General features: G+C 31.9%; 18 protein-coding genes and 2 tRNA genes. 10 read left to right on the top strand and 10 right to left on the bottom strand.

Annotated elements, in window-relative coordinates:
* Positions 1-12: 12 nt before the first annotated feature.
* The 5 genes from D1816_RS07080 to D1816_RS07060 all read right to left on the bottom strand — a co-directional run bounded on the left by D1816_RS07080 (position 13) and on the right by D1816_RS07060 (position 3,773).
* A complete protein-coding gene (locus tag D1816_RS07080; RefSeq protein WP_147405053.1) occupies positions 13-549 on the bottom strand; it encodes a hypothetical protein in 537 nt (178 codons plus the stop codon).
* Positions 550-572: 23 nt separating this feature from the next.
* Entirely contained in the window at positions 573-1,307 is a 735-nt protein-coding gene (locus D1816_RS07075) for a hypothetical protein (RefSeq protein ID WP_118501834.1), read from the bottom strand.
* Between the two features lie 18 nt (positions 1,308-1,325).
* Positions 1,326-2,627, bottom strand: coding sequence for a ferric reductase-like transmembrane domain-containing protein (locus D1816_RS07070; RefSeq protein ID WP_118501832.1), 1,302 nt, complete (start codon positions 2,625-2,627; stop codon positions 1,326-1,328).
* A gap of 19 nt (positions 2,628-2,646) precedes the next feature.
* Entirely contained in the window at positions 2,647-3,414 is a 768-nt protein-coding gene (locus tag D1816_RS07065; RefSeq protein ID WP_066317913.1) for an AraC family transcriptional regulator, read from the bottom strand.
* A gap of 274 nt (positions 3,415-3,688) precedes the next feature.
* Positions 3,689-3,773, bottom strand: a tRNA-Ser gene (locus D1816_RS07060).
* A gap of 172 nt (positions 3,774-3,945) precedes the next feature.
* Between D1816_RS07060 and D1816_RS07055 the strand changes: the two genes are divergently transcribed.
* A complete protein-coding gene (locus D1816_RS07055) occupies positions 3,946-4,989 on the top strand; it encodes a M28 family metallopeptidase (protein WP_118501830.1) in 1,044 nt (347 codons plus the stop codon).
* A gap of 309 nt (positions 4,990-5,298) precedes the next feature.
* Here D1816_RS07055 and D1816_RS07050 read toward each other — a convergent pair.
* From D1816_RS07050 to D1816_RS07035, 4 genes are all read right to left on the bottom strand, one after another.
* A tRNA-His gene (locus D1816_RS07050) sits at positions 5,299-5,374 on the bottom strand.
* Between the two features lie 58 nt (positions 5,375-5,432).
* Entirely contained in the window at positions 5,433-6,155 is a 723-nt protein-coding gene (gene bshB1, locus D1816_RS07045; protein ID WP_118501828.1) for a bacillithiol biosynthesis deacetylase BshB1, read from the bottom strand.
* A complete protein-coding gene (locus D1816_RS07040; RefSeq protein WP_118501826.1) occupies positions 6,152-7,327 on the bottom strand; it encodes a PLP-dependent aspartate aminotransferase family protein in 1,176 nt (391 codons plus the stop codon). The genes bshB1 and D1816_RS07040 overlap by 4 nt, the downstream gene beginning before the upstream one ends.
* 118 nt (positions 7,328-7,445) lie before the next feature.
* Positions 7,446-9,605, bottom strand: a complete 2,160-nt coding sequence (locus D1816_RS07035; protein WP_082832546.1) for a response regulator — start codon at positions 9,603-9,605, stop codon at positions 7,446-7,448.
* Between the two features lie 352 nt (positions 9,606-9,957).
* Between D1816_RS07035 and D1816_RS07030 the strand changes: the two genes are divergently transcribed.
* The 9 genes from D1816_RS07030 (at position 9,958) to ribB (ending at position 18,219) form a co-directional block, all read left to right on the top strand.
* Positions 9,958-10,596, top strand: coding sequence for a peroxiredoxin (locus D1816_RS07030; RefSeq protein WP_066317906.1), 639 nt, complete (start codon positions 9,958-9,960; stop codon positions 10,594-10,596).
* Between the two features lie 71 nt (positions 10,597-10,667).
* The gene (locus D1816_RS07025; protein WP_066317903.1) at positions 10,668-10,982 is read left to right on the top strand and encodes a co-chaperone YbbN; all 315 of its coding nucleotides are present in this window, start codon (positions 10,668-10,670) and stop codon (positions 10,980-10,982) included.
* Entirely contained in the window at positions 10,963-11,220 is a 258-nt protein-coding gene (locus tag D1816_RS07020; RefSeq protein ID WP_066317901.1) for a hypothetical protein, read from the top strand. Before D1816_RS07025 ends, D1816_RS07020 begins: the two co-directional genes overlap by 20 nt.
* Positions 11,221-11,333: 113 nt before the next feature.
* A complete protein-coding gene (gene tpx / locus D1816_RS07015) occupies positions 11,334-11,834 on the top strand; it encodes a thiol peroxidase (RefSeq protein WP_118501824.1) in 501 nt (166 codons plus the stop codon).
* Between the two features lie 6 nt (positions 11,835-11,840).
* The gene (locus D1816_RS07010; RefSeq protein ID WP_066317891.1) at positions 11,841-12,209 is read left to right on the top strand and encodes a diacylglycerol kinase; all 369 of its coding nucleotides are present in this window, start codon (positions 11,841-11,843) and stop codon (positions 12,207-12,209) included.
* Between the two features lie 67 nt (positions 12,210-12,276).
* Positions 12,277-14,790: a DNA translocase FtsK gene (locus D1816_RS07005; RefSeq protein ID WP_118501822.1), complete on the top strand. Its 2,514-nt coding sequence runs from the start codon at positions 12,277-12,279 to the stop codon at positions 14,788-14,790.
* 54 nt (positions 14,791-14,844) lie between these two features.
* Complete coding sequence (locus D1816_RS07000; protein ID WP_066317886.1) at positions 14,845-15,480, top strand: outer membrane lipoprotein carrier protein LolA; 636 nt, start codon at positions 14,845-14,847, stop codon at positions 15,478-15,480.
* A gap of 162 nt (positions 15,481-15,642) precedes the next feature.
* Positions 15,643-17,019, top strand: coding sequence for an LptF/LptG family permease (locus D1816_RS06995; protein ID WP_232517427.1), 1,377 nt, complete (start codon positions 15,643-15,645; stop codon positions 17,017-17,019).
* 48 nt (positions 17,020-17,067) lie between these two features.
* Complete coding sequence (gene ribB / locus D1816_RS06990) at positions 17,068-18,219, top strand: 3,4-dihydroxy-2-butanone-4-phosphate synthase (protein ID WP_066317882.1); 1,152 nt, start codon at positions 17,068-17,070, stop codon at positions 18,217-18,219.
* Between the two features lie 17 nt (positions 18,220-18,236).
* Here the strand turns inward: ribB and D1816_RS06985 are convergent, their stop codons facing one another.
* Entirely contained in the window at positions 18,237-19,427 is a 1,191-nt protein-coding gene (locus D1816_RS06985; RefSeq protein ID WP_118501820.1) for a DegT/DnrJ/EryC1/StrS aminotransferase family protein, read from the bottom strand.
* Positions 19,428-19,468 lie beyond the last annotated feature (41 nt).

The raw sequence follows: 19,468 nt of genomic DNA, 5'->3' as shown, positions 1-19,468 counted from the left end.
TATATAAGAAAGTTATAAAATATCTTTAACACTTAATTTATGAGCAAAAATAGCTATAGAAAGCCCACCGATAGAGATTAAAAGAGCAGCAATTGATAATCCTTGTATTTCATCATTTAAAGATGCTAGAAGTAGAAAAAAACCTCCAACTAAATTAAGTCCTCCGGCAATAGCACGGCTCATTAAAATGCTTTTATTAATTGTATGTTTTGCGTTTAGGACACCAAAAATAAAAATTATTTCAAACAGACCATACATAATAACAAAATAGGTAGTTATCATAAGAAATGAAGGTAGTGAATTCGCTAAAAAAAATAATATTATGGCATATGCTACTAGTCCTACCCCTTGTATTATATGATATTGTTGTGCTATTCTTGGTATTTTCTCATATTTAGAGAAAACAATTGCGCTTATTCCTGATAACAGAAGTAAGAGAGGTACCAGAATCTTAATGATTTCAACTCCTATTTTACTTGATAAAAATAAGAATATACCAGAAGCGAGCATTATTAAGCCACTAAAAGCTATGTAAAAGATTTTGTTCATTATTTTGTTTTTATAATTGTTATTTAGTGTAATTCTCCTTTTTCACCATCTACCCAACGTTGCATCATTACACGTTGAGCTGGTGTTTGTTGTAACCCTCCTGCAAGAATATCTAAAAACCTATCCCACAGATTCTTTTTTTGATTAGCTTCTTTTTTAATATCCTGATAAGCTTTCATATATTCCTCTGTATATAGATTGGCTTGGTCTTTTGAATATTTTGTTGGTATATGTTTGAGGATAGTATCTGTTAAATCATCAATTTCTTCTGGACTATATTCTTCAATCATTTTAAGATGAATACTACAGGCCTCAGCTTCATTTTCAATTTTAATATGGTCAGTATTAATTTTAGACCAAATAGTATTCCAGTCTAAAAATTTATTTTCTGGTAACGAAACCACTCCGATAGATTGAAGATTTCTAAGGTTTGATTTTAATTTATTTGCGTACGGAAGGTAATTATTCCATTCTGCAAAAATTCCTTCAGCTTTTTTCTCATTTATCTTAGAAATAGCTAAATCCATAATTTTCTTTAAACAATCGAGATTTTTGGTGTAGTTAGCCAATTCTGATTTCCATTTACTTTTAGTGCTTTCTGAAGCATGTTTTTCTACCAAACTTGATATTTGATCTAAATTATTTTGTACTTCAGCACCAACTGTTTTCATAGTTGTCCATTTTTTAGAAGATGCTATGGATAAGTGTCTTATAGAAATTACTGCTTCTATAAGCGGATTGAAATTTTGTTTTTCCATACTATTTATTAATTGCTTTTATCTGAAGGCAAATTCCTCATCATAAATATTTTTTTGTTTTACTCTTTCTTCTTTGAGCTGTTTTACTATACTTCCTTTTAAAGTATCAGGACCACAGATGAGGTATGATTTTTTTTCTGGATCTCTTAAGCTTAAATGATCAACGGTGATATGACCTTTTGATGCAGAATCCCATAAAATAAATTCAAATAGGGGATTATCATTACTTAGTTTTTCTAGTTCGTTTTTATAAGGTGCTTCACTTTCGTCATTTACACACCAATACAAAGTCACTTTGTTAGTGTAGTAATCTTTTATTAAAGAAAGAAATGGTGTTATTCCGATACCACCAGCTATCCAAATTTGCTCTTTTTCTTTTGAGTAACTACTAGAAAACTTTCCATATGGTCCTTCGACTTTTACGATATCTCCAATAGATAATTTTGATGATAAGCCGGATGTATAATCTCCTAAACCTTTTATAGTAATTCTCAAATTTTCATCGTGAGGATGACTGCTTAAAGTGAATGGATGCTGCTCTCTTTTGCTAATAGAAGGAAACTTGAAAAAGGCAAACTGTCCTGCTTTATATAGTAATGGATTTGATTGAGCATGCATTGTCAATTCAACAGTATCATTGCCTAATTCTTTAATTGATTGAATTGTATACTCTAATTGTTTGTTGAATATATTAAATAGAAAAGCTTTATAAAACCAAGCTGCAATACCTATAAATGACATCCCAAAGACATATATACGTGTTATAGGAAGTTCTTTAATTAAACTATCGACAAGAATTCCATGTGCCACTCCCATAACATAAAACACGCCCATAAGTTTATGAATGTTGATCCATTTATGGTAAGTTATTTTCTTTTTGAAGATAGGTGCTGCAGAAAGAACAACACCTATTATGATTAGGATAAAGGCATAAAACCCTAATGGCTTACCTGCATTAAATTCTACTAAATCCCTAGGAACAACAATAAAATGTGCGAGTAATAAAAATACAGCAATAACACCAGAGCGTCTGTGAATCAAGTACATTTTATCTAAACCTCCAAAGATATGCTCAACCCAATGTGCTCTAGTCGCCATTAGAAAATTAAAAGCAAATACAGTGACGACCCAGGAAGAAAAAACCTCTCCTAGAATACGATGTATATTTTGCCAAGACTCATTGGTGAGTTCTCCAAAAAGTAAGGTGTCTGATGATACTTCTGTAAAATTGCCATTGTAAAAATATAGATCAATAGCCCAGAAGATAAAATGGATACCAATTATTATTGGAAAATAGATTTCCTGTTTTAAGATTCGCATAAATAAGTTTTCTTCAAACTTATGGCTTCTTCATATTCTTCAATTGTATAAATTGGTCATTTTGAAGTTGATGAAGTTGTGTAGGAGTATGACCAGTATGCTTTTTCACTTCACGAATAAAATGAGCTTGGTCAAAGAATCCTTTTTCTGGAAAAAATGCCCCATCTCTTATTTGAAAATATGCCCTGTAACATTTTTGAATGTTAAGATATTTTTTAAGTGAAATACCTATGTATTTGTTTAAGTACCTACTAATAGTTCGTTGTGACCAATATATTTGCATGGCTACCTCGCTTGCTTGAATGTCACCATAAGTACTGTATAAAAATTGACTCAATCTTAATCTATTTGGTTTTATCTCATCGGCATTTGGTAATCTATCTAGAATTGTATACTCAAATTGATCTACGATTTCAGAAAATGTAGAGAACTCTACATTTCTAATATTAAAAAAAGAGGTATTTAACTGTTCTACAGTATTTAAAAGAGAACTTACTTCGCGTTGTAGTATATATTCTGGAGCTATTATTTTGAAACGTATTCCGTAAGTGATAATTCCAGGAGGAACAATAATGTCTATTTCTTTAGCCCAAATACCGGTTAAAAAATAGGCAACAATTTTATGATCCTTCAATTGAACTATAAGTTTTATGTAACCATCTGGACAGATAGTAACCTCTTGGGGGAATTCAGTTAAATTTTTGTTTTCCCAATAAGAAGCTACAAAATCTTCTAATTCTTTTCTTGGATATAGTTCGTTATATTCTCTAATAATATTTGATGGCATTTATAACATATAATTTTTCCAAACATATGTTGTGTTTATATATTTTGATTGTATAAAATGGTCATTGTTTTTGATTCTGTTTGATACTTTTTTGTGATTTGGATTACAAAACACATTTGTAATGATAATTGTATAGTTACAAATTAAATAAACATATTAGATAATTAGTATAAAGGTTTTACTTAGTTTAAGACAGTAAAAAGTATTTTTATAGGACAAGGGGGAGTTTAAATAAAAAAAAACCTTGTAAATCAAATGTTTACAAGGCTTTTTGCGGAGAAAGAGGGATTCGAACCCCCGGAGGTGTGACCCTCGCTGGTTTTCAAGACCAGTGCATTCGACCACTCTGCCATTTCTCCAGTGTTTAGTCTCATCAAGTATTCCTTGAATGCGGGTGCAAATATAAAACCTTTTTTAATTCTAAAAAGAATAATTTTAATTTTTTTTAAAGCATTTTTTTGAAATAAAATAAAGCTTACACGCATCTGCTACGAATTCAGTATATTGTAGTTTTATATAGGACTTTAATGCATGAAAAATATAGTATTACTTTGTAGCTTATTTGTTGTTTCTTGTTGCGGAACATCAAAAAATAACTCCAGTACCTCTCAGACTGAGGCCATTGTAGATTATTCACCTAAAGCAAAGGCGTATGCCGATCGTATCACGGCAAAAGAACTTAAAGAATACTTGTATACTTTTGCGGGTGATGAGTTTGAAGGTAGGGATACCGGAGAGCCGGGTCAAAAAAAAGCTGCAGAATATATAAAGCAACAATATAAGAGAATGAGAATTCCTTCACCAATAGAAAATAATAGCTATTTTCAAGAAATTCCTGAAAGTTATTTTAGAGGAGGAATAAAAGCATCTGAAAATGTTTTAGCATATATAGAGGGTAGTGAAAAACCTAGTGAAATTATAGTGATTTCTGCACATTTGGATCATGTAGGGAAAGATGAGAACGGTAATATTTTTAACGGCGCAGATGATGATGGGTCAGGTACAGTTGCTTTGTTAGAAATTGCAGAGGCATTTATGAAGGCGAAGAAGGATGGATTAGGTCCAAAACGTTCAATCCTGTTCTTGCATGTTACAGGAGAAGAGAAAGGCTTATATGGCTCTAGATATTATACAGAAAATCCAGTTTTTCCATTAGAAAATACAGTAGCTGATCTTAATATTGATATGATAGGTAGAATTGATGATAAACATAAAGGAGAAGATAAAAATAAATATCTGTATTTGATAGGAAGTGATAGGCTTAGTACAGAATTGCATGCTATTAGTGAGATGGTCAATGAAAAATATACACAATTAGAATTAGACTACACTTATAATGAAAGAAATGACCCTAATAGGTTTTATTTTAGAAGCGACCATTACAACTTTGCTAAACATAATATTCCGATTATATTTTATTTCAATGGAGTTCACGAAGATTATCACAAAATCACAGATACACCCGATAAAATCGAATATGATTTAATGGCTACACGAACTAAATTAGTATTTTACACAGCATGGGAACTAGCTAATAGGGCAAGACGTATAGTTGTAGATGGTGTTGATCAATAATGTATTTAATACTTGTTAAAAATATATTTGCAGATATTACGGTTTTACCGTAATTTGTAGAACGTCAAATTCATAAATAAGGGGGATTATTTATGACGTAAATATAGATGGTGGGGTTTTCAACCGCACCATTCTTGTTTAAAAAGATAACAGTTCTTTTGTTTAAGAGCGTTTACTTAATTTTAAACTTTTTGCGTTTGGTGTCTTAATATATTGCAAGTAGTATTGATTTTTGGTAGGGTAAATATGCCTTTTATAAAGAAGTAAAATAAAAAAGGATCATAAGTTTCCTTACAATCCTTTAATTATGGGTGGAAGACGGGATTCGAACCCGCGACCCTTGGTACCACAAACCAATGCTCTAACCAACTGAGCTACAACCACCATTTAATTTCGGGTGCAAAAATAAAGCATTTCTATATTTCTACAAACTTTTTTTTGCATTAAATTAAATTAAAAATAGAATCGACTGCAACATAGCGTTCTACAGTATACCCTTCTGCATATTCTACACCGATAATACGTCCTAAATCGTATGCTCTGTACCTAACACTATCTTTAAAATTTTTGCTAGAAATAGGAGTAGACGGTTCTGAGTTTTTGTCATTTTCATTATAGAATTGAGAACTATAGGCCATAACACTATCCATTTTTATATCCATATAATCAGAAATGTCAACAACAAAATCAGGTTCTATATTTTTCCATTGGATATAGTGGTAGACATGTTTCGGTCTCCATGCATCTTGCTGCATTCCGTCTAAAGTTGTTTCGATTCTTCTTAATCCAGATAAAAAGCAAGCATCACTTGTTAATTTACTCCCTTTTCCGTGATCGATATGACGATCGGTTATAGCGTTGCAAAGCACTATTTCGGGTTTGTATTTACGAATGATCTTAATAATTTCTAATTGATGTTTTTCATCATTCACAAAAAAACCATCTCTAAAGGCTAAATTTTCTCGTACATGAACATTTAAAATTTCGGCGGCTCTTTTTGCTTCTTGATCTCTAATTTCGGCGCTTCCTCTAGTTCCTAACTCGCCTCTAGTTAAATCTAAAATCCCAACTTTTTTACCTCTGCTTACTTCTTTGGCTATAGTGCCAGAACAACTTAGTTCTACGTCATCTGGGTGAGCTCCTATTGCAAGGATATCTAATTTCATATATTATGTTCTAATACTAGTATTTTTGTTTTTTCTAAAGCTTGTGAGATATCATAGACTAAATCTTCTTTTTCTTCTATTCCAACACTAAACCTTAATAATCCATCATTAATTCCTTGTAACTGTCTTTCGTCTTCTGAAAGTAATGCATGTGAGGTGAGGTGAGGAGATAGTATGGTACTTTCTACTCCAGCCAAACTCATAGAGCTTTTAATCAATTTTAATTCTTTTTGAAAAGTACTAGCGTCTAGTCCATTTTTGAGTTCAAAAGATAACATTCCACCAAAACCTTTCATTTGTTTTTTTGCTAACTCATGATCTGGATGAGAAGATAGCCCAGGATAATAAACAGCGGCAATATCATCATGTTTTTTAAGCCACTTTGCTAATTTTAAAGCAGTTTTATTTTGACGTTTTACTCGTATTCCTAAAGTTTTAATGCTACGTTCTAACATCCACACAGTAAAATCACTTAAACTACCGCCAAAGTTTTTAGCTACTTGAAATATTTTATCGATATGAGCTTCAGTCGCAACTACAGCTCCGGCTAAAATGTCACTGTGGCCTCCTAAATATTTTGTTGCAGAATGCAAAACAATATCAATCCCTAAAGTTATAGGGTTTTGATTTACAGGAGAAGCAAATGTATTGTCAATCATTGTGACAATATCATTCTGCTTAGCTATGTCTGCAACTGCCTTAATATCTGTTAAAGTGAGTAAAGGATTAGACGGTGTTTCTATATAGATAACTTTGGTGTTGGGTTTAATTTTTTCTTTAAAACCTTCAATTCCTTGAGAGTCTACATAAGAAAACTCTATTCCATACTTTTCGAATTCTTCATTAACCAAATTCGCTGTACCACCGTAAAGTGTTCGTTGTAATACAATATGATCTCCTTTTTGTAAAAACGCAAATAAGGTTGTGCTAATAGCAGCCATTCCGCTTCCAAAAATTAAAGATGATTCTCCTTTTTCAAGTGCTGCTATTTTTTTGCAAAGCGCTTCTTGGTTTGGAGTATTGAAATATCTAGGATAACGTTTTACATCAACATCCTCAAAAGCGTAAGACGTAGATAGATATATGGGTGACACAGCACCTTTGAACTGCTCATCTTTGATTTCACCAAGATGTGTGCAAATGGTATTAAAACCTGGTTTCTTTGAATTCATAATGCTAACGATGACTTTGAAAAATTAAGCACCTAAATTAAGATATTCAATAGAAATTTAGATAGGATTTAACAGATTAGGTCTAAATATTAAGAATTTAATATTTTATAATGATGAATTATACCATTTTGACTTTAGATATGTTTCTCATTATAGTTTGGAAGAATTGCTGAGTATCGTAAGGTTTTATGATTACATCATTCATACCTACAGATAAGGCTTGATTTCTGATTTCACCTTCCTCTACAGCTGTTAAAGCAATCACAGGTATATGCGTATTAAATGTTCTAATAACCTTAGTGGCTTCAAGACCATTCATTTCGGGCATATTAATGTCCATTAACACTAAATCGAATTTCTCGTTTTTTAACATAGTAATAGCATCCATACCATTACTCGCTATATCACAAGTATACCCCTTCTTTTTTAAGATGTTTTTGGTAACTATCTGATTGATCTTATTATCGTCTACAATAAGAACATTAAAATTGCTTGTACCAATACTTATATTTTCTCCTTTTTGTAGAGAGATAGTTTCTTGTTTGACAGCCTTTTCATAGGAAAGATCAAAATAAAATTCAGAGCCTTTGCCTTCTTGACTTTTAATTTTTATCTCACTATTATGAAGATGGATAAGTTTTTTAACAATCGCTAGTCCTAAACCAGTTCCTTCATATTCCTGGTTCTCATTCTTGACTTGAGCAAAATTGTCAAAAATAGTTTGTTGTTTGTTTTTTGGAATCCCAATACCGTCATCTTTAACTGTAAAGCGCAATAGGTAATTGTCATTATCACCGTCTAGATGTTTTACCGATACCCAAATGTTCCCGTCTTTTGTGAATTTGAGAGAATTACCGATTAAATTGATCAATATTTGGGATAACCGAACCGAATCACCTAACAAGGTTGTATTTATCTTTTTGTCAATATCTATATGAACTGTATTATTATTGCTTTTTTGTTTAGTGTGAAGCGAGTTAACAATACCTTCTATAAGTGTTCTAATATCAAAAGAAACTTTTTCTAGACGTACTTCATTTGTTTCTATTTTACTTAACTGAAGAACATCATTAATAAGTGCAAGTAGATAATCTCCAGAAAATTTTAAAGATTCTAGGTATTCATTCTTTTTCTTTCCTTCGGGATTTTCCATTAAAAGAGAAGTAAGACCTATAACACCATAAAGAGGTGTTCTAAGTTCATGACTTACCGTAGAAATGAACTGTGATTTTAAAGTAGAAACTTGTTCTGCTGTTTCTTTAGCGCTAATTAGTTCTTTATTGTTTTCAATTAAATCAGAGTTCAATCTTTTCTTTTGAATATTGTTTTTATACGAACTAATCAAAAATGCTAAAGAAATTAAAATTAATATAATACCAAGAATGATAATAATTCGCCATTTGGCAACTTCGTCATCACTTTCTTCTTTTTGAGATTCAGCTTTTTCAGCTCTTTTTTCTAGAAGGTCCACTTCGTATTTTATATTGGCTCTTCTTAATTCTTTTAATTTTTTTAAATCTCTAGCTCTTATTATATTTTGAAATTGTCTTTTTTGATAATTATATGCCTTTTGATAATCATTTTGTTTTTTGTACAAAGTTGATTTGGTTTCATAGCTAGATGCTAATAATTCAAAATATGTAGAAACTAATTCATCAGCATTTTTTTTATTTTTTGTTTCTCCTAAAGAATAGGTGATGGCTTGATCAATATGCTCTTCGGCTGTTTCATATTCTCTAATATTTAGAAAATACTTTCCTAAAAGTCCATTTAATTTTGTTTTATCAAGATTAGAAGATTTATCTTGAATTAATTTTCTTGCAGGATCAAGATATTCGAAAGCACTATCAAAATCACTCCTTGAGATATAATACTCCCCAAGGTTTAGTAAAGGGCGTATCATTCTAGCAGTATCTTTTAAGCTTACTGCGTATTGATAAGATTGTTTATAATAATCAACACCAGTCTTTCTTGTAAGATTATGTTTTGTAAATACTCGGGCTAAGTTATTATAAAGATCGGTCTCTAAAGTTTTACTCTTCGAGCTTTTAGCATAAGTAAGTGCTTTTCTATAGTTACCTCTTGCTTTAGTATCGTCTTCATTAATTTCATAATTCTTAGCTATTATATTATAGATAAGACCAAGACTTTTATCATCATTATTGTATTTAGCATTCTGCAAAGCAGCTTGCGCTATCTCAAGAGATTTTTCATACTTGTATTCTTTCTGAAGTTTTTCAGCTTTTTCTATATAAATTTGGATACTATCAGAAGTCAATGAGTTCTGTGATTGTATTATTTGAGTACAACCAATTATAAATAAAAGGATTATATGTTTTGAAAAGTTGTTCAACTTCTGTTCATTAATTTAATTATTTCCGTAAGCGAAAATACAAAAATAGATTAAAGACAGTGTTATTCACCGTAAAAAAAGTACAATTTATCCGTAATTATTGTAAGGTTTATCTATTTTTTGTAAGAATTTTTTAGGAATGATCAGAAACAAGATGTATGATTAGTAAAAACTATTAAGATATAGAGAATTAAAATTGGCTGTTTATAATAGTTGTTTAAGTAAATGTATATTTGCGCCATCAAAAAAATCAATTATAAATTTTAAACAGAAAAATATGGCATTTGTAGGCAAAAAATTCCCGAATCTAGACGTTGACGCGATGAACGATATGGGGGATACTTTTAAGCTTAATGTTTTGGAAGAAGCTAAAAACAAAAATAAGAAAGTACTACTTTTTTGGTACCCAAAAGATTTTACTTTTGTTTGCCCAACAGAGTTACACGCTTTTCAAGAGGCAATGCAAGAATTTGAAAAAAGAGACACTATTGTTATTGGTGCTTCTTGTGATACACCAGAGGTTCATTTTGCATGGTTGAATACTTCTAAAGATGATGGAGGTATCGAAGGAGTTACATATCCTATTCTTGCCGATTCTAATCGTAATTTATCTAGCACATTAGGTATTCTTGATATTACTAATGAAACGTATAATGAAGAAACAGGTGTAGTTACTGTAGAAGGAGATAATGTTACTTACAGAGCAACATATTTAATCGATGAAGAAGGTACAGTTTTTCATGAAGGAATAAATCACATGCCAGTAGGAAGAAACGTAGCAGAATTTTTGAGATTAATTGATGCGTATGCGCATGTTCAAAAAAATGGAGAAGTTTGTCCTGCAAACTGGGAAGAAGGAAAAGAAGCAATGAATGCAAATAGAGAAGGAGTAGCTTCTTATTTGGCAGCAAACTAATATAGAATTAGAAACAAAGTGTTTTCTGTTCTGCGATAGAAAACACTTTGTTTCAGTTTAAAAAAATAAGCATGATTCAAGAATTAAAAGAGGATAACCTTTCTCAATTGGTAGAAGATAATGGTACTGTAATTGTTCAGTATTCGGCATCATGGTGTGGTAACTGTCGTATAATGAAACCAAAATTTAAGAAACTAGCAACAGAAAACAGTGATGCTACTTTTGTGGTTGTTGATGCAGAGAAATTTCCTGAATCAAGAAAAATGGCAACCGTAGATAACCTACCTACTTTTGCTGCTTTTACTAAAGGAAGCTTTGTAAATCAGGTGCAGACCAATAAATTTGAAATTCTTAAAGAACTAGTCGATGAAGTTACCAGTAATTAAGCACCTTGTTAATTTTATTGAAGAAAATGATGAGGATTTTTTAGTTGAAACTATCGAAACATTAGAATCATTAACCGAGGTTCCTTCATTGAAGGATGAAGAACTAGATGTTATGGGAGAATTAATCTCTAATTTATATGGAGCGATAGAAGTAGATAAAATGATTAAACAAGGTACTCCAAAAAAGGAAGCCTTAAATAGCTTTATGCAACGAGTCCTTGGATCAATAGATACTTGAAAAAGAAAAACTAAACCTTCTAAATAAGAAGGTTTTTTTATTTTCGGGAAACTATAACAATTTTACGATATAATCTTATTAATTTTAAAGCTCCAAAACAACAATCATTTATTATGGCTTCAATTACATTAAAAGGAAATACGATACACACTAATGGCGCTTTACCAGAAGTTGGACAAAAAGCACCAGATTTTGAAATGATAAATACAGATTTATCGACGATAAGTTTAGAAAACTATAAAGGCTCTAGAGTCGTGTTAAACATATTTCCATCTATAGATACAGGAATTTGTGCCGCTTCGGTTAGAGAATTTAATAAAAAAGCGAGTGATCTTTCAAATACTAAAGTTTTATGTATTTCTAGAGATTTACCATTTGCTCAAGGACGTTTTTGTGGAGCAGAAGGATTAGAAAATGTGATTAACCTTTCTGATTTTAATACAGGTAAATTTGGAAAAGACTACGGTGTTGAAATAACCAATGGGCCAATGCAAGGTTTACATTCAAGAGCAGTTGTTGTACTTGATGAAGAGGGTGTAGTTAAATATACAGAACAGGTACCTGAAATTGTGCAAGAACCAGATTATACTGCGGCACTTAATACATTGTCATAAAATATAATGAGTAACATCTCCAAATTTGTTTTAGGTAGACTAAGAGGTTGTGGTTATGCTTTTAAAGGAGCATTGTTGTTATTAAAAACAGAGGCTAGTATACAAGTTCAAGCTGGTATTGCAATTATAATGACGATATTAGGGTTTTATTTCGATATCACATCTACCGAGTGGATTTTGCAAATTTTTGCAATAGGACTCGTTATGAGTATCGAAGGTGTAAATACAACCGCAGAAGCTATAGCTGATTTTATACACCCGGATTTTCATGATAAAATAGGGTTTATAAAAGATGTAGCTGCAGGAGCTGTTTTTATTGCTGCAATTACTGCAATGATTATTGGTTTTATAATTTATATCCCTTATTTCATTTAGAAAATTTTTCTGGCATTTTTACGTTCCAATATAGATATTCGTATTTTTGCGATAAGACATCCAAAGAATGGCTAAAAGAAAGGTAAATACAAAAAGGAAAACAACAAAAAAACCTAAAACACCATTAAAAGAAAAATTTAAATTATCCAGACAACAAAAAGTTGTTCTGGGTAGTTTTTTGTTCTTTTTAGGGATAGGGTTATTTTTTGCTTTTATTTCGTTTTTCTTCAATTGGAAAATTGATCAAAGCGAAATTTCTCAATTTTATAATAGAACAGCTTCTCCAAAGAATTGGTTAAGCAAATTTGGGGCAACAGTAAGTCACTTCTTTATTTTTAAAGGATTTGGAGTTTCTTCTTTAGCGTTGCCAATATTAACTTCGCTAACAGGGGTTTATTTATTTTTTGATTTAAATAAAAAGAAATTAGCTGGATTCTGGTTTTGGGGTACCCTGGTAATGATATGGGTTTCGGTAATTTTAGGTTTTGTAGAAAAAGAAAGTGGTTTATTAGCTGGAGTAATCGGTTATGAAACGAATGACTTTTTACAAGATTATGTTGGATTTATAGGGACTGTATTAGTATTAGCATTTTTTGCAATAGTATATATTGTTGTTCGTCTGCGTTATACACCAGAAAAACTCACAGCATCTTTAAAAACTACACAAAAAGAGATAGTTCAGGATTATGAGACTGTTCCTGATGTAAAGAATGGGCATCAATTGTCTACAGAATCAAAGGAAGATACAAGTAGTAGTTCAGCAATTAAAAAACGAATTGACGCTCTTATCGCTAAATCTAAAGATGTTACTAAAAAAGAAAGTGACAATACAGATAAAAAAGTGCCTTCCAATAAAGGAAAAGAGATTGTTAAGGATGATGATACAAATGAAATTAGCTTAAATCCAACGGTTAATGATTTTTATGGAAACCCTAATAATAGGGATAATGAAGTGCCTGAGAAATTAATCATTAAGTCCGAAGATAATCCTGAAGATATCGCGATGGAAGTTGAAACTACGATCGAAGAAGAGGAGGTTAAAAATTTAAGCGCCAAATTAGTAGAAGATTTTGGAGAGTTTGATCCAAAACTAGAATTGGGTAATTATAAATTCCCGGCAATTAACTTGTTAAAAGATTATACAAGTCAATCGGGAGGTATTACTATTGATCAGGGCGAATTAGAAGAAAATAAGAACCGAATTGTAGAGACGTTAAAGAATTATAAGATTGAAATAGCCCAAATTAAAGCTACAGTAGGACCTACGGTGACATTGTATGAGATTGTACCTGAAGCAGGGATTCGTATTTCTAAAATAAAAAACTTAGAAGATGATATTGCGCTATCATTAGCAGCATTAGGTATTCGTATTATAGCTCCTATACCAGGTAAAGGTACCATAGGAATAGAAGTACCTAATAAAAACTCAACCATAGTATCTATGCGATCGGCAATAGCATCCTCAAAATTTCAAAATGCAGAAATGGAGCTACCACTGTCTTTAGGTAAAACTATATCAAACGAGACCTTTGTAGTAGATTTAGCTAAAATGCCTCACTTGCTAATGGCAGGAGCAACAGGACAAGGTAAATCTGTAGGACTTAATGCAATTTTAACTTCATTATTGTATAAAAAACATCCTGCCGAAGTAAAATTTGTACTTGTTGATCCAAAAAAAGTTGAACTAACTTTATTTAATAAAATAGAACGTCATTATTTGGCAAAATTACCAGATACGGACGAAGCTATCATTACTGATAATACCAAGGTGATCAATACACTTAACTCTTTGTGTATTGAAATGGATGCGCGTTATGACCTGTTAAAAAACGCCATGGTACGTAATATAAAAGAGTATAATGCCAAATTTAAAGCAAGAAAATTAAATCCAGAAAACGGACATAAGTTTTTACCTTATATTGTACTTGTGGTAGATGAATTTGCGGATCTTATTATGACTGCAGGTAAAGAAGTAGAAACGCCTATTGCCAGATTAGCGCAGTTAGCTAGAGCAATCGGAATACATTTAATCATAGCCACGCAACGACCTTCGGTAAATGTGATTACAGGTATGATTAAAGCCAATTTCCCTGCTAGAATAGCATTTAGAGTAACCTCTAAGATAGACTCTAGAACGATACTTGATACTGGAGGAGCGGATCAGTTAATCGGTAGAGGAGATATGTTGTTTACTCAAGGAAATGAGCTTATAAGAATACAATGTGCCTTTGTCGATACTCCCGAAGTAGAAAGGATAACCGAGTATATCGGAAGCCAGAAAGCATATCCTGATGCACACTTGTTACCAGAGTATTCTGGAGAGGAAAGTGGCACAAGTCTTGATATAGATAAGAGTGATAGGGATAAATTATTTAAAGAAGCGGCAGAAGTAATTGTCACAGCACAACAAGGTTCGGCGTCTTTATTACAGAGAAAATTAAAATTAGGTTACAATAGAGCAGGTAGATTAATTGATCAATTAGAATCAGCAGGTATTGTTGGTCCTTTTGAAGGAAGTAAGGCTAGACAAGTGCTTGTCAATGATTTAGTGGCACTTCAACAGTTATTGGATAATGAGTAAATCATTATTCAGTATTTCAAATTTACAATAGTATAATAAGAACAAACAAACAAAATGATAAAGAAAATAATACTTTTAGTATTCGTATTTAGCATAACGACTATACAAGCACAAAGCGCAAAAGAACTTTTAGATGAAGTATCTAAAAAGGTAAAGAGCTATTCTAATATTGTTATAGGTTTTAAATATGCTTTAAATAATCCAGCAGAAAATGTATCTCAAGAAACTAGAGGAGATGTTACCTTACAAGGAAATAAATATCTTCTTAATTTAATGGGTACACAACAGTTGTATGACGGAAAAAAGTTACATGTAATTATTCCTGAAGATGAGGAAATTAATATATCATCTCAAGACGAAAATGATGATAGTAGTATCACACCCTCAAAAATGTTAACTTTTTATGAAGAAGGTTATACGTATAAAATGGATATTGTTCAGGATGTTCAAGGAAGAAAAATACAATATGTTAAATTGATCCCCATAGATTCTAAAAGTGATTTAAAAGAGATATTACTTGGTATTGATAAAGAAACTAAACATATTTATAAAGTAATTGAAAAGCAAAATAATGGTACTAATGCTACGATTACAATTCATAACTTTAAAACAAACCAGCCATTGTCTGAAATGTTATTTAAGTTCAATGAGTCAAAGTATGCAAACTACTATATTAATCGATTAGATTAAAACAAAAAAATTAAAGAACATAAGTTAAACATGCTTATGTTCTTTAATTTTTAAATTACTTTTACAGGCAGATACTCGGCAAAAATAAAATAGGTGAAGATTCTCGATAGATATATATTAACTACATTTTTAAAGACTTTTTTTCCACTCTTTATTATTATAATGTTTATCCTTTTACTGCAAACTATCTGGTTATTTATTTCAGAGTTAGCAGGAAAAGATCTTGATTTTTCAGTAATAGTAAAGTTTCTAACCTTTGCAACACCAAGGCTTATTCCTATGGTTTTGCCACTTACTATATTACTTACCTCTATTATGATTTTTGGTAATTTTGCCGAAAACTATGAGTTCGCTGCGATGAAATCTTCAGGGATCTCTTTGCAGAGAGCAATGAGAACATTATCGGTATTTATCTTTTTTGTAGGTATAGGAGCATTTTTATTTTCTAATACTGTGATTCCTAGGTCAGAAAAACGATTTATAAACCTGCGTAAGAATATAGTAAAAGTCAAACCCGCTATGGTAATTGCTCCTAATCAATTTAATGATCTAGGAGATATTAATATTAAAGTAGCCGAGAAATTTGGTGATAATGATCAATTTCTTAACGATATTATAATTCATAAAAAAGCTGCGCGTCCTGGCAATTTTACGGTGATCAAAGCGGTGAATGGAGAATTAAAAGGAAGTGTAGATTCGGATTTGATCACTTTAGAGCTTAATGATGGTAATTATTATGATGAAATTCAACAAAGATCATCACAAAGAAGAAAGAAACTTCCATTTGCAAAAACGCATTTCAAGAAATATGTTCTCAACTTGGATTTATCAGCTCTAGGCGATGTTGATATGGATGCTCAAGTGCATAACAAAGGGTATCATATGCTTAATGTGAGTGAATTAAGAAGTGAGATTGATACCTTATCTGATGCCGTAAATAAAGAAATTAATTCTCTTCAGGGCGATGTGGATAGATCAAATGGAGTAAGAGATTTAAATAAAAATTTAAAAATAGAAGTTGATGAAAATGTTAAAGAGAACGATTCATTAGACTTTAAAGATCATTTTGATACCAATCAAAAAATACAAATTTATGGTGTAGCCTTTTCGAATGCAGATGGTATGATCAGAAAAATAAGTACCACAAAAAGAAGTTTGGCTATTCGAAAACGAGGTTTAAATAAATATGAAATGTCATTGCATGATAAATATGCTTTGGGTGTTGCTTGTGTCTTACTTTTTTTCGTTGGTGCACCATTAGGAGCCATTATTAGAAAAGGAGGTTTAGGTTTACCAATAGTGATTGGAGTAGTATTGTTTTTAACGTATCATTTTATTGGTATTTTTGCTAAAAATGGAGCGGAAGAAGGTGGTATACCTCCTTTTGTAGGGTCTTGGCTTTCTACTTTTATCATATTTCCGTTAAGTATATTCCTTACACGTAGGGCCACTTCGGATAGGGGGATTTCTAATTTTGATACCGTTATACAGCCCATACGAGATTTCTTTGCAAAACGCCTATCTAAATCTAAAAAATAGAGTTCTTTTTGAATATCTTTGCAGGTAATTATTTTATATCATAGTACTATGTCGCAAATGACCGAATCCAACAATAAAATTAAGTTGAATACCATTCAAGAAGCTATCGAAGATATTCGACAGGGTAAAGTAATTATTGTGGTAGATGATGAAGATCGAGAGAATGAAGGGGATTTTCTAGCGGCAGCAGAAAAAGTGACTCCAGAGATGATTAATTTTATGGCAACTCATGGTAGAGGACTTATTTGTGCTCCGCTTACAGAGAATCGCTGTGAAGATTTAAAGTTGAATATGATGGTTGGTAATAATACCGATCCAATGGAGACTGCATTTACAATTTCTGTAGATCTTAAAGGAAAAGGAGTTACTACTGGTATTTCGGCAAGTGATCGAGCACAAACCGTATTAGCTTTAACAGATGATACTACTAAATCCTATGAATTGGCTCGTCCAGGTCATATTTTTCCTCTGAAAGCTAAAGAAGGAGGTGTTTTGAGAAGAACAGGTCATACTGAAGCTGCAATAGATTTTGCAAGATTAGCAGGTTTAAAACCAGCAGGGGTTATTGTTGAGATAATGAATGAAGATGGTACTATGGCACGATTACCACAATTGGTAGAAGTCGCTAAAAAGTTTGATTTAAAACTAGTATCTATCGAAGATCTCGTGGCTTATCGTATGCAACACGATTCTCTTATTGAGAAAAAAGAAGATTTTGATATCGTTACGCGTTTTGGAAAATATAGATTAAGAGCGTATAAGCAAACTACGAATAACCAGATTCATATAGCTTTGACGCAAGGTAATTGGAACCAAAACGAACCCGTTTTAACTAGAGTGAATTCTACTTTGTTTAACAATGATATTTTAGGAACATTAACAAATAATGCCGATAAGCGATTAGATGCGATGTTTAAGCGTATTAATAGCGAGGGTAAAGGTGCTATAATTTTTATTAATCAAGAAAGTCAGTCTCTTAATCTTTTAGGACGATTAAAAGCATTAAAAGAGATTCAAAATAATGAAGATGTAGTAAAAGCTCCAAAAATCGTAATGGATAGTAAAGATTTTGGAATAGGAGCTCAAATATTACATGACCTAAATATTCATAAACTGCGCTTAGTGTCAAATACGGTACAACAAAAACGTGTTGGAATGATTGGCTACGGACTAGAGATAGTAGAATATGTTAATTACTAAATAAATAGTACTTTATATTATAATACACTTTTTATTGCTTCAACCATTTTCGAAGCTCTTTCATTAACTTCAGTCTCTGACCAACCTAGTTTGATAAGGCAAGATATTGATCTTCCCATCCATGCATCACTGGCATCAAAGGTTTTGTTATTTTTTTGAAGTCCTGTCTGTATTTCTTGTGAAAATTTTCCTAAAGATTTTTGATCTAACAGGTGTTCCCATTTTTTGTAGTAGTGCCAGTTATTATCATACCAATAAAAACAAGCATCTACACCATAATTACCAAGGGCTTTATGTGTATTTCTAGCAAGGTCTTCAGAGGGTAAAAAGAGGGTCAAAAAAGCATAACTTTCAACACCACCAACTGGTACTCTTCTAAACGTTACTTCAGGGATAGTTTTTAATGCATTTCTAAGTATTGTATAGTTTCTTTCCTGAACAGAGATTGTATGATCAAGTTTTCTTAATTGTGCAATACCAACTGCTGCATTTAATTCTGATAACCTATAATTATACCCCAAAAAAGGATGAGATTCGGCACCTCTATCATTACCCACATGATCGTGACCATGATCTTGGTATTTATGAGCTCTATCAGCAAATTTCTTCGAGTTCGTTACTATACCGCCACCTTCTCCACAGGTTACGGTTTTTACAAAATCAAAAGAAAAACATCCAAGATCTCCATAACTTCCAAGGGGTTTATTATCATAAGTTCCTCCAATTGCTTGACAGGCATCTTCTAATAATATCAAATTATGTTTTTCACAAATGGCTTTAAGAGCGCTTAGATCTGCCATAGAACCACACATATGAACTGGCATTATAGCTTTAGTTTTAGGAGTGATAGTAGCTTCTACAGCCTTAGGGTCAAGAGTAAGTGTATCGTCGATATCACATAAAACTGGTACGGCTCCAACGGATAAGATAGCTTCAAAACTAGCAACAAATGTAAAGGTTGGCATAATAACTTCATCTCCAGAACCTATTTCAGCGCAAGCTAAAGCAACAGTCAAGGCAGCAGTACCACTAGACACAACTTGAGCATATTTGGTTTGCATACGATCAGCCAAATCTTTTTCAAGTTCTAGAGCTTTATGGTGACCATTTCGCATTGGATCAAAACCATAGCGCATTAAAACACCATTGTCCAAAACATCTTGAACCTCTTTCTTTTCTTCGTCACCAAATATCTCAAATCCTGGCATACCTTTACTTTATTAAATTGAATACTAATTTTGACAAAAGT

Source organism: Aquimarina sp. AD10, assembly GCF_003443715.1.
Taxonomy (GTDB): domain Bacteria; phylum Bacteroidota; class Bacteroidia; order Flavobacteriales; family Flavobacteriaceae; genus Aquimarina; species Aquimarina aggregata.
This window is presented reverse-complemented; position numbering and strand designations above follow the sequence as displayed.

Excerpts from the sequence above, each read along its gene's own strand:
- ribB (WP_066317882.1), top strand. The coding sequence starts at position 17,068 with ATGTCGCAAATGACCGAATCCAACAATAAAATTAAGTTGAATACCATT.
- D1816_RS06985 (WP_118501820.1), bottom strand. The coding sequence starts at position 19,427 with ATGCCAGGATTTGAGATATTTGGTGACGAAGAAAAGAAAGAGGTTCAA.
- D1816_RS07025 (WP_066317903.1), top strand. The coding sequence starts at position 10,668 with ATGATTCAAGAATTAAAAGAGGATAACCTTTCTCAATTGGTAGAAGAT.
- D1816_RS07055 (WP_118501830.1), top strand. The coding sequence starts at position 3,946 with ATGAAAAATATAGTATTACTTTGTAGCTTATTTGTTGTTTCTTGTTGC.
- tpx (WP_118501824.1), top strand. The coding sequence starts at position 11,334 with ATGGCTTCAATTACATTAAAAGGAAATACGATACACACTAATGGCGCT.
- D1816_RS07020 (WP_066317901.1), top strand. The coding sequence starts at position 10,963 with ATGAAGTTACCAGTAATTAAGCACCTTGTTAATTTTATTGAAGAAAAT.
- D1816_RS07070 (WP_118501832.1), bottom strand. The coding sequence starts at position 2,627 with ATGCGAATCTTAAAACAGGAAATCTATTTTCCAATAATAATTGGTATC.
- D1816_RS07005 (WP_118501822.1), top strand. The coding sequence starts at position 12,277 with ATGGCTAAAAGAAAGGTAAATACAAAAAGGAAAACAACAAAAAAACCT.
- D1816_RS07010 (WP_066317891.1), top strand. The coding sequence starts at position 11,841 with ATGAGTAACATCTCCAAATTTGTTTTAGGTAGACTAAGAGGTTGTGGT.
- D1816_RS06995 (WP_232517427.1), top strand. The coding sequence starts at position 15,643 with ATGTTTATCCTTTTACTGCAAACTATCTGGTTATTTATTTCAGAGTTA.
- D1816_RS07075 (WP_118501834.1), bottom strand. The coding sequence starts at position 1,307 with ATGGAAAAACAAAATTTCAATCCGCTTATAGAAGCAGTAATTTCTATA.
- D1816_RS07000 (WP_066317886.1), top strand. The coding sequence starts at position 14,845 with ATGATAAAGAAAATAATACTTTTAGTATTCGTATTTAGCATAACGACT.
- D1816_RS07080 (WP_147405053.1), bottom strand. The coding sequence starts at position 549 with ATGAACAAAATCTTTTACATAGCTTTTAGTGGCTTAATAATGCTCGCT.
- bshB1 (WP_118501828.1), bottom strand. The coding sequence starts at position 6,155 with ATGAAATTAGATATCCTTGCAATAGGAGCTCACCCAGATGACGTAGAA.
- D1816_RS07040 (WP_118501826.1), bottom strand. The coding sequence starts at position 7,327 with ATGAATTCAAAGAAACCAGGTTTTAATACCATTTGCACACATCTTGGT.
- D1816_RS07030 (WP_066317906.1), top strand. The coding sequence starts at position 9,958 with ATGGCATTTGTAGGCAAAAAATTCCCGAATCTAGACGTTGACGCGATG.
- D1816_RS07065 (WP_066317913.1), bottom strand. The coding sequence starts at position 3,414 with ATGCCATCAAATATTATTAGAGAATATAACGAACTATATCCAAGAAAA.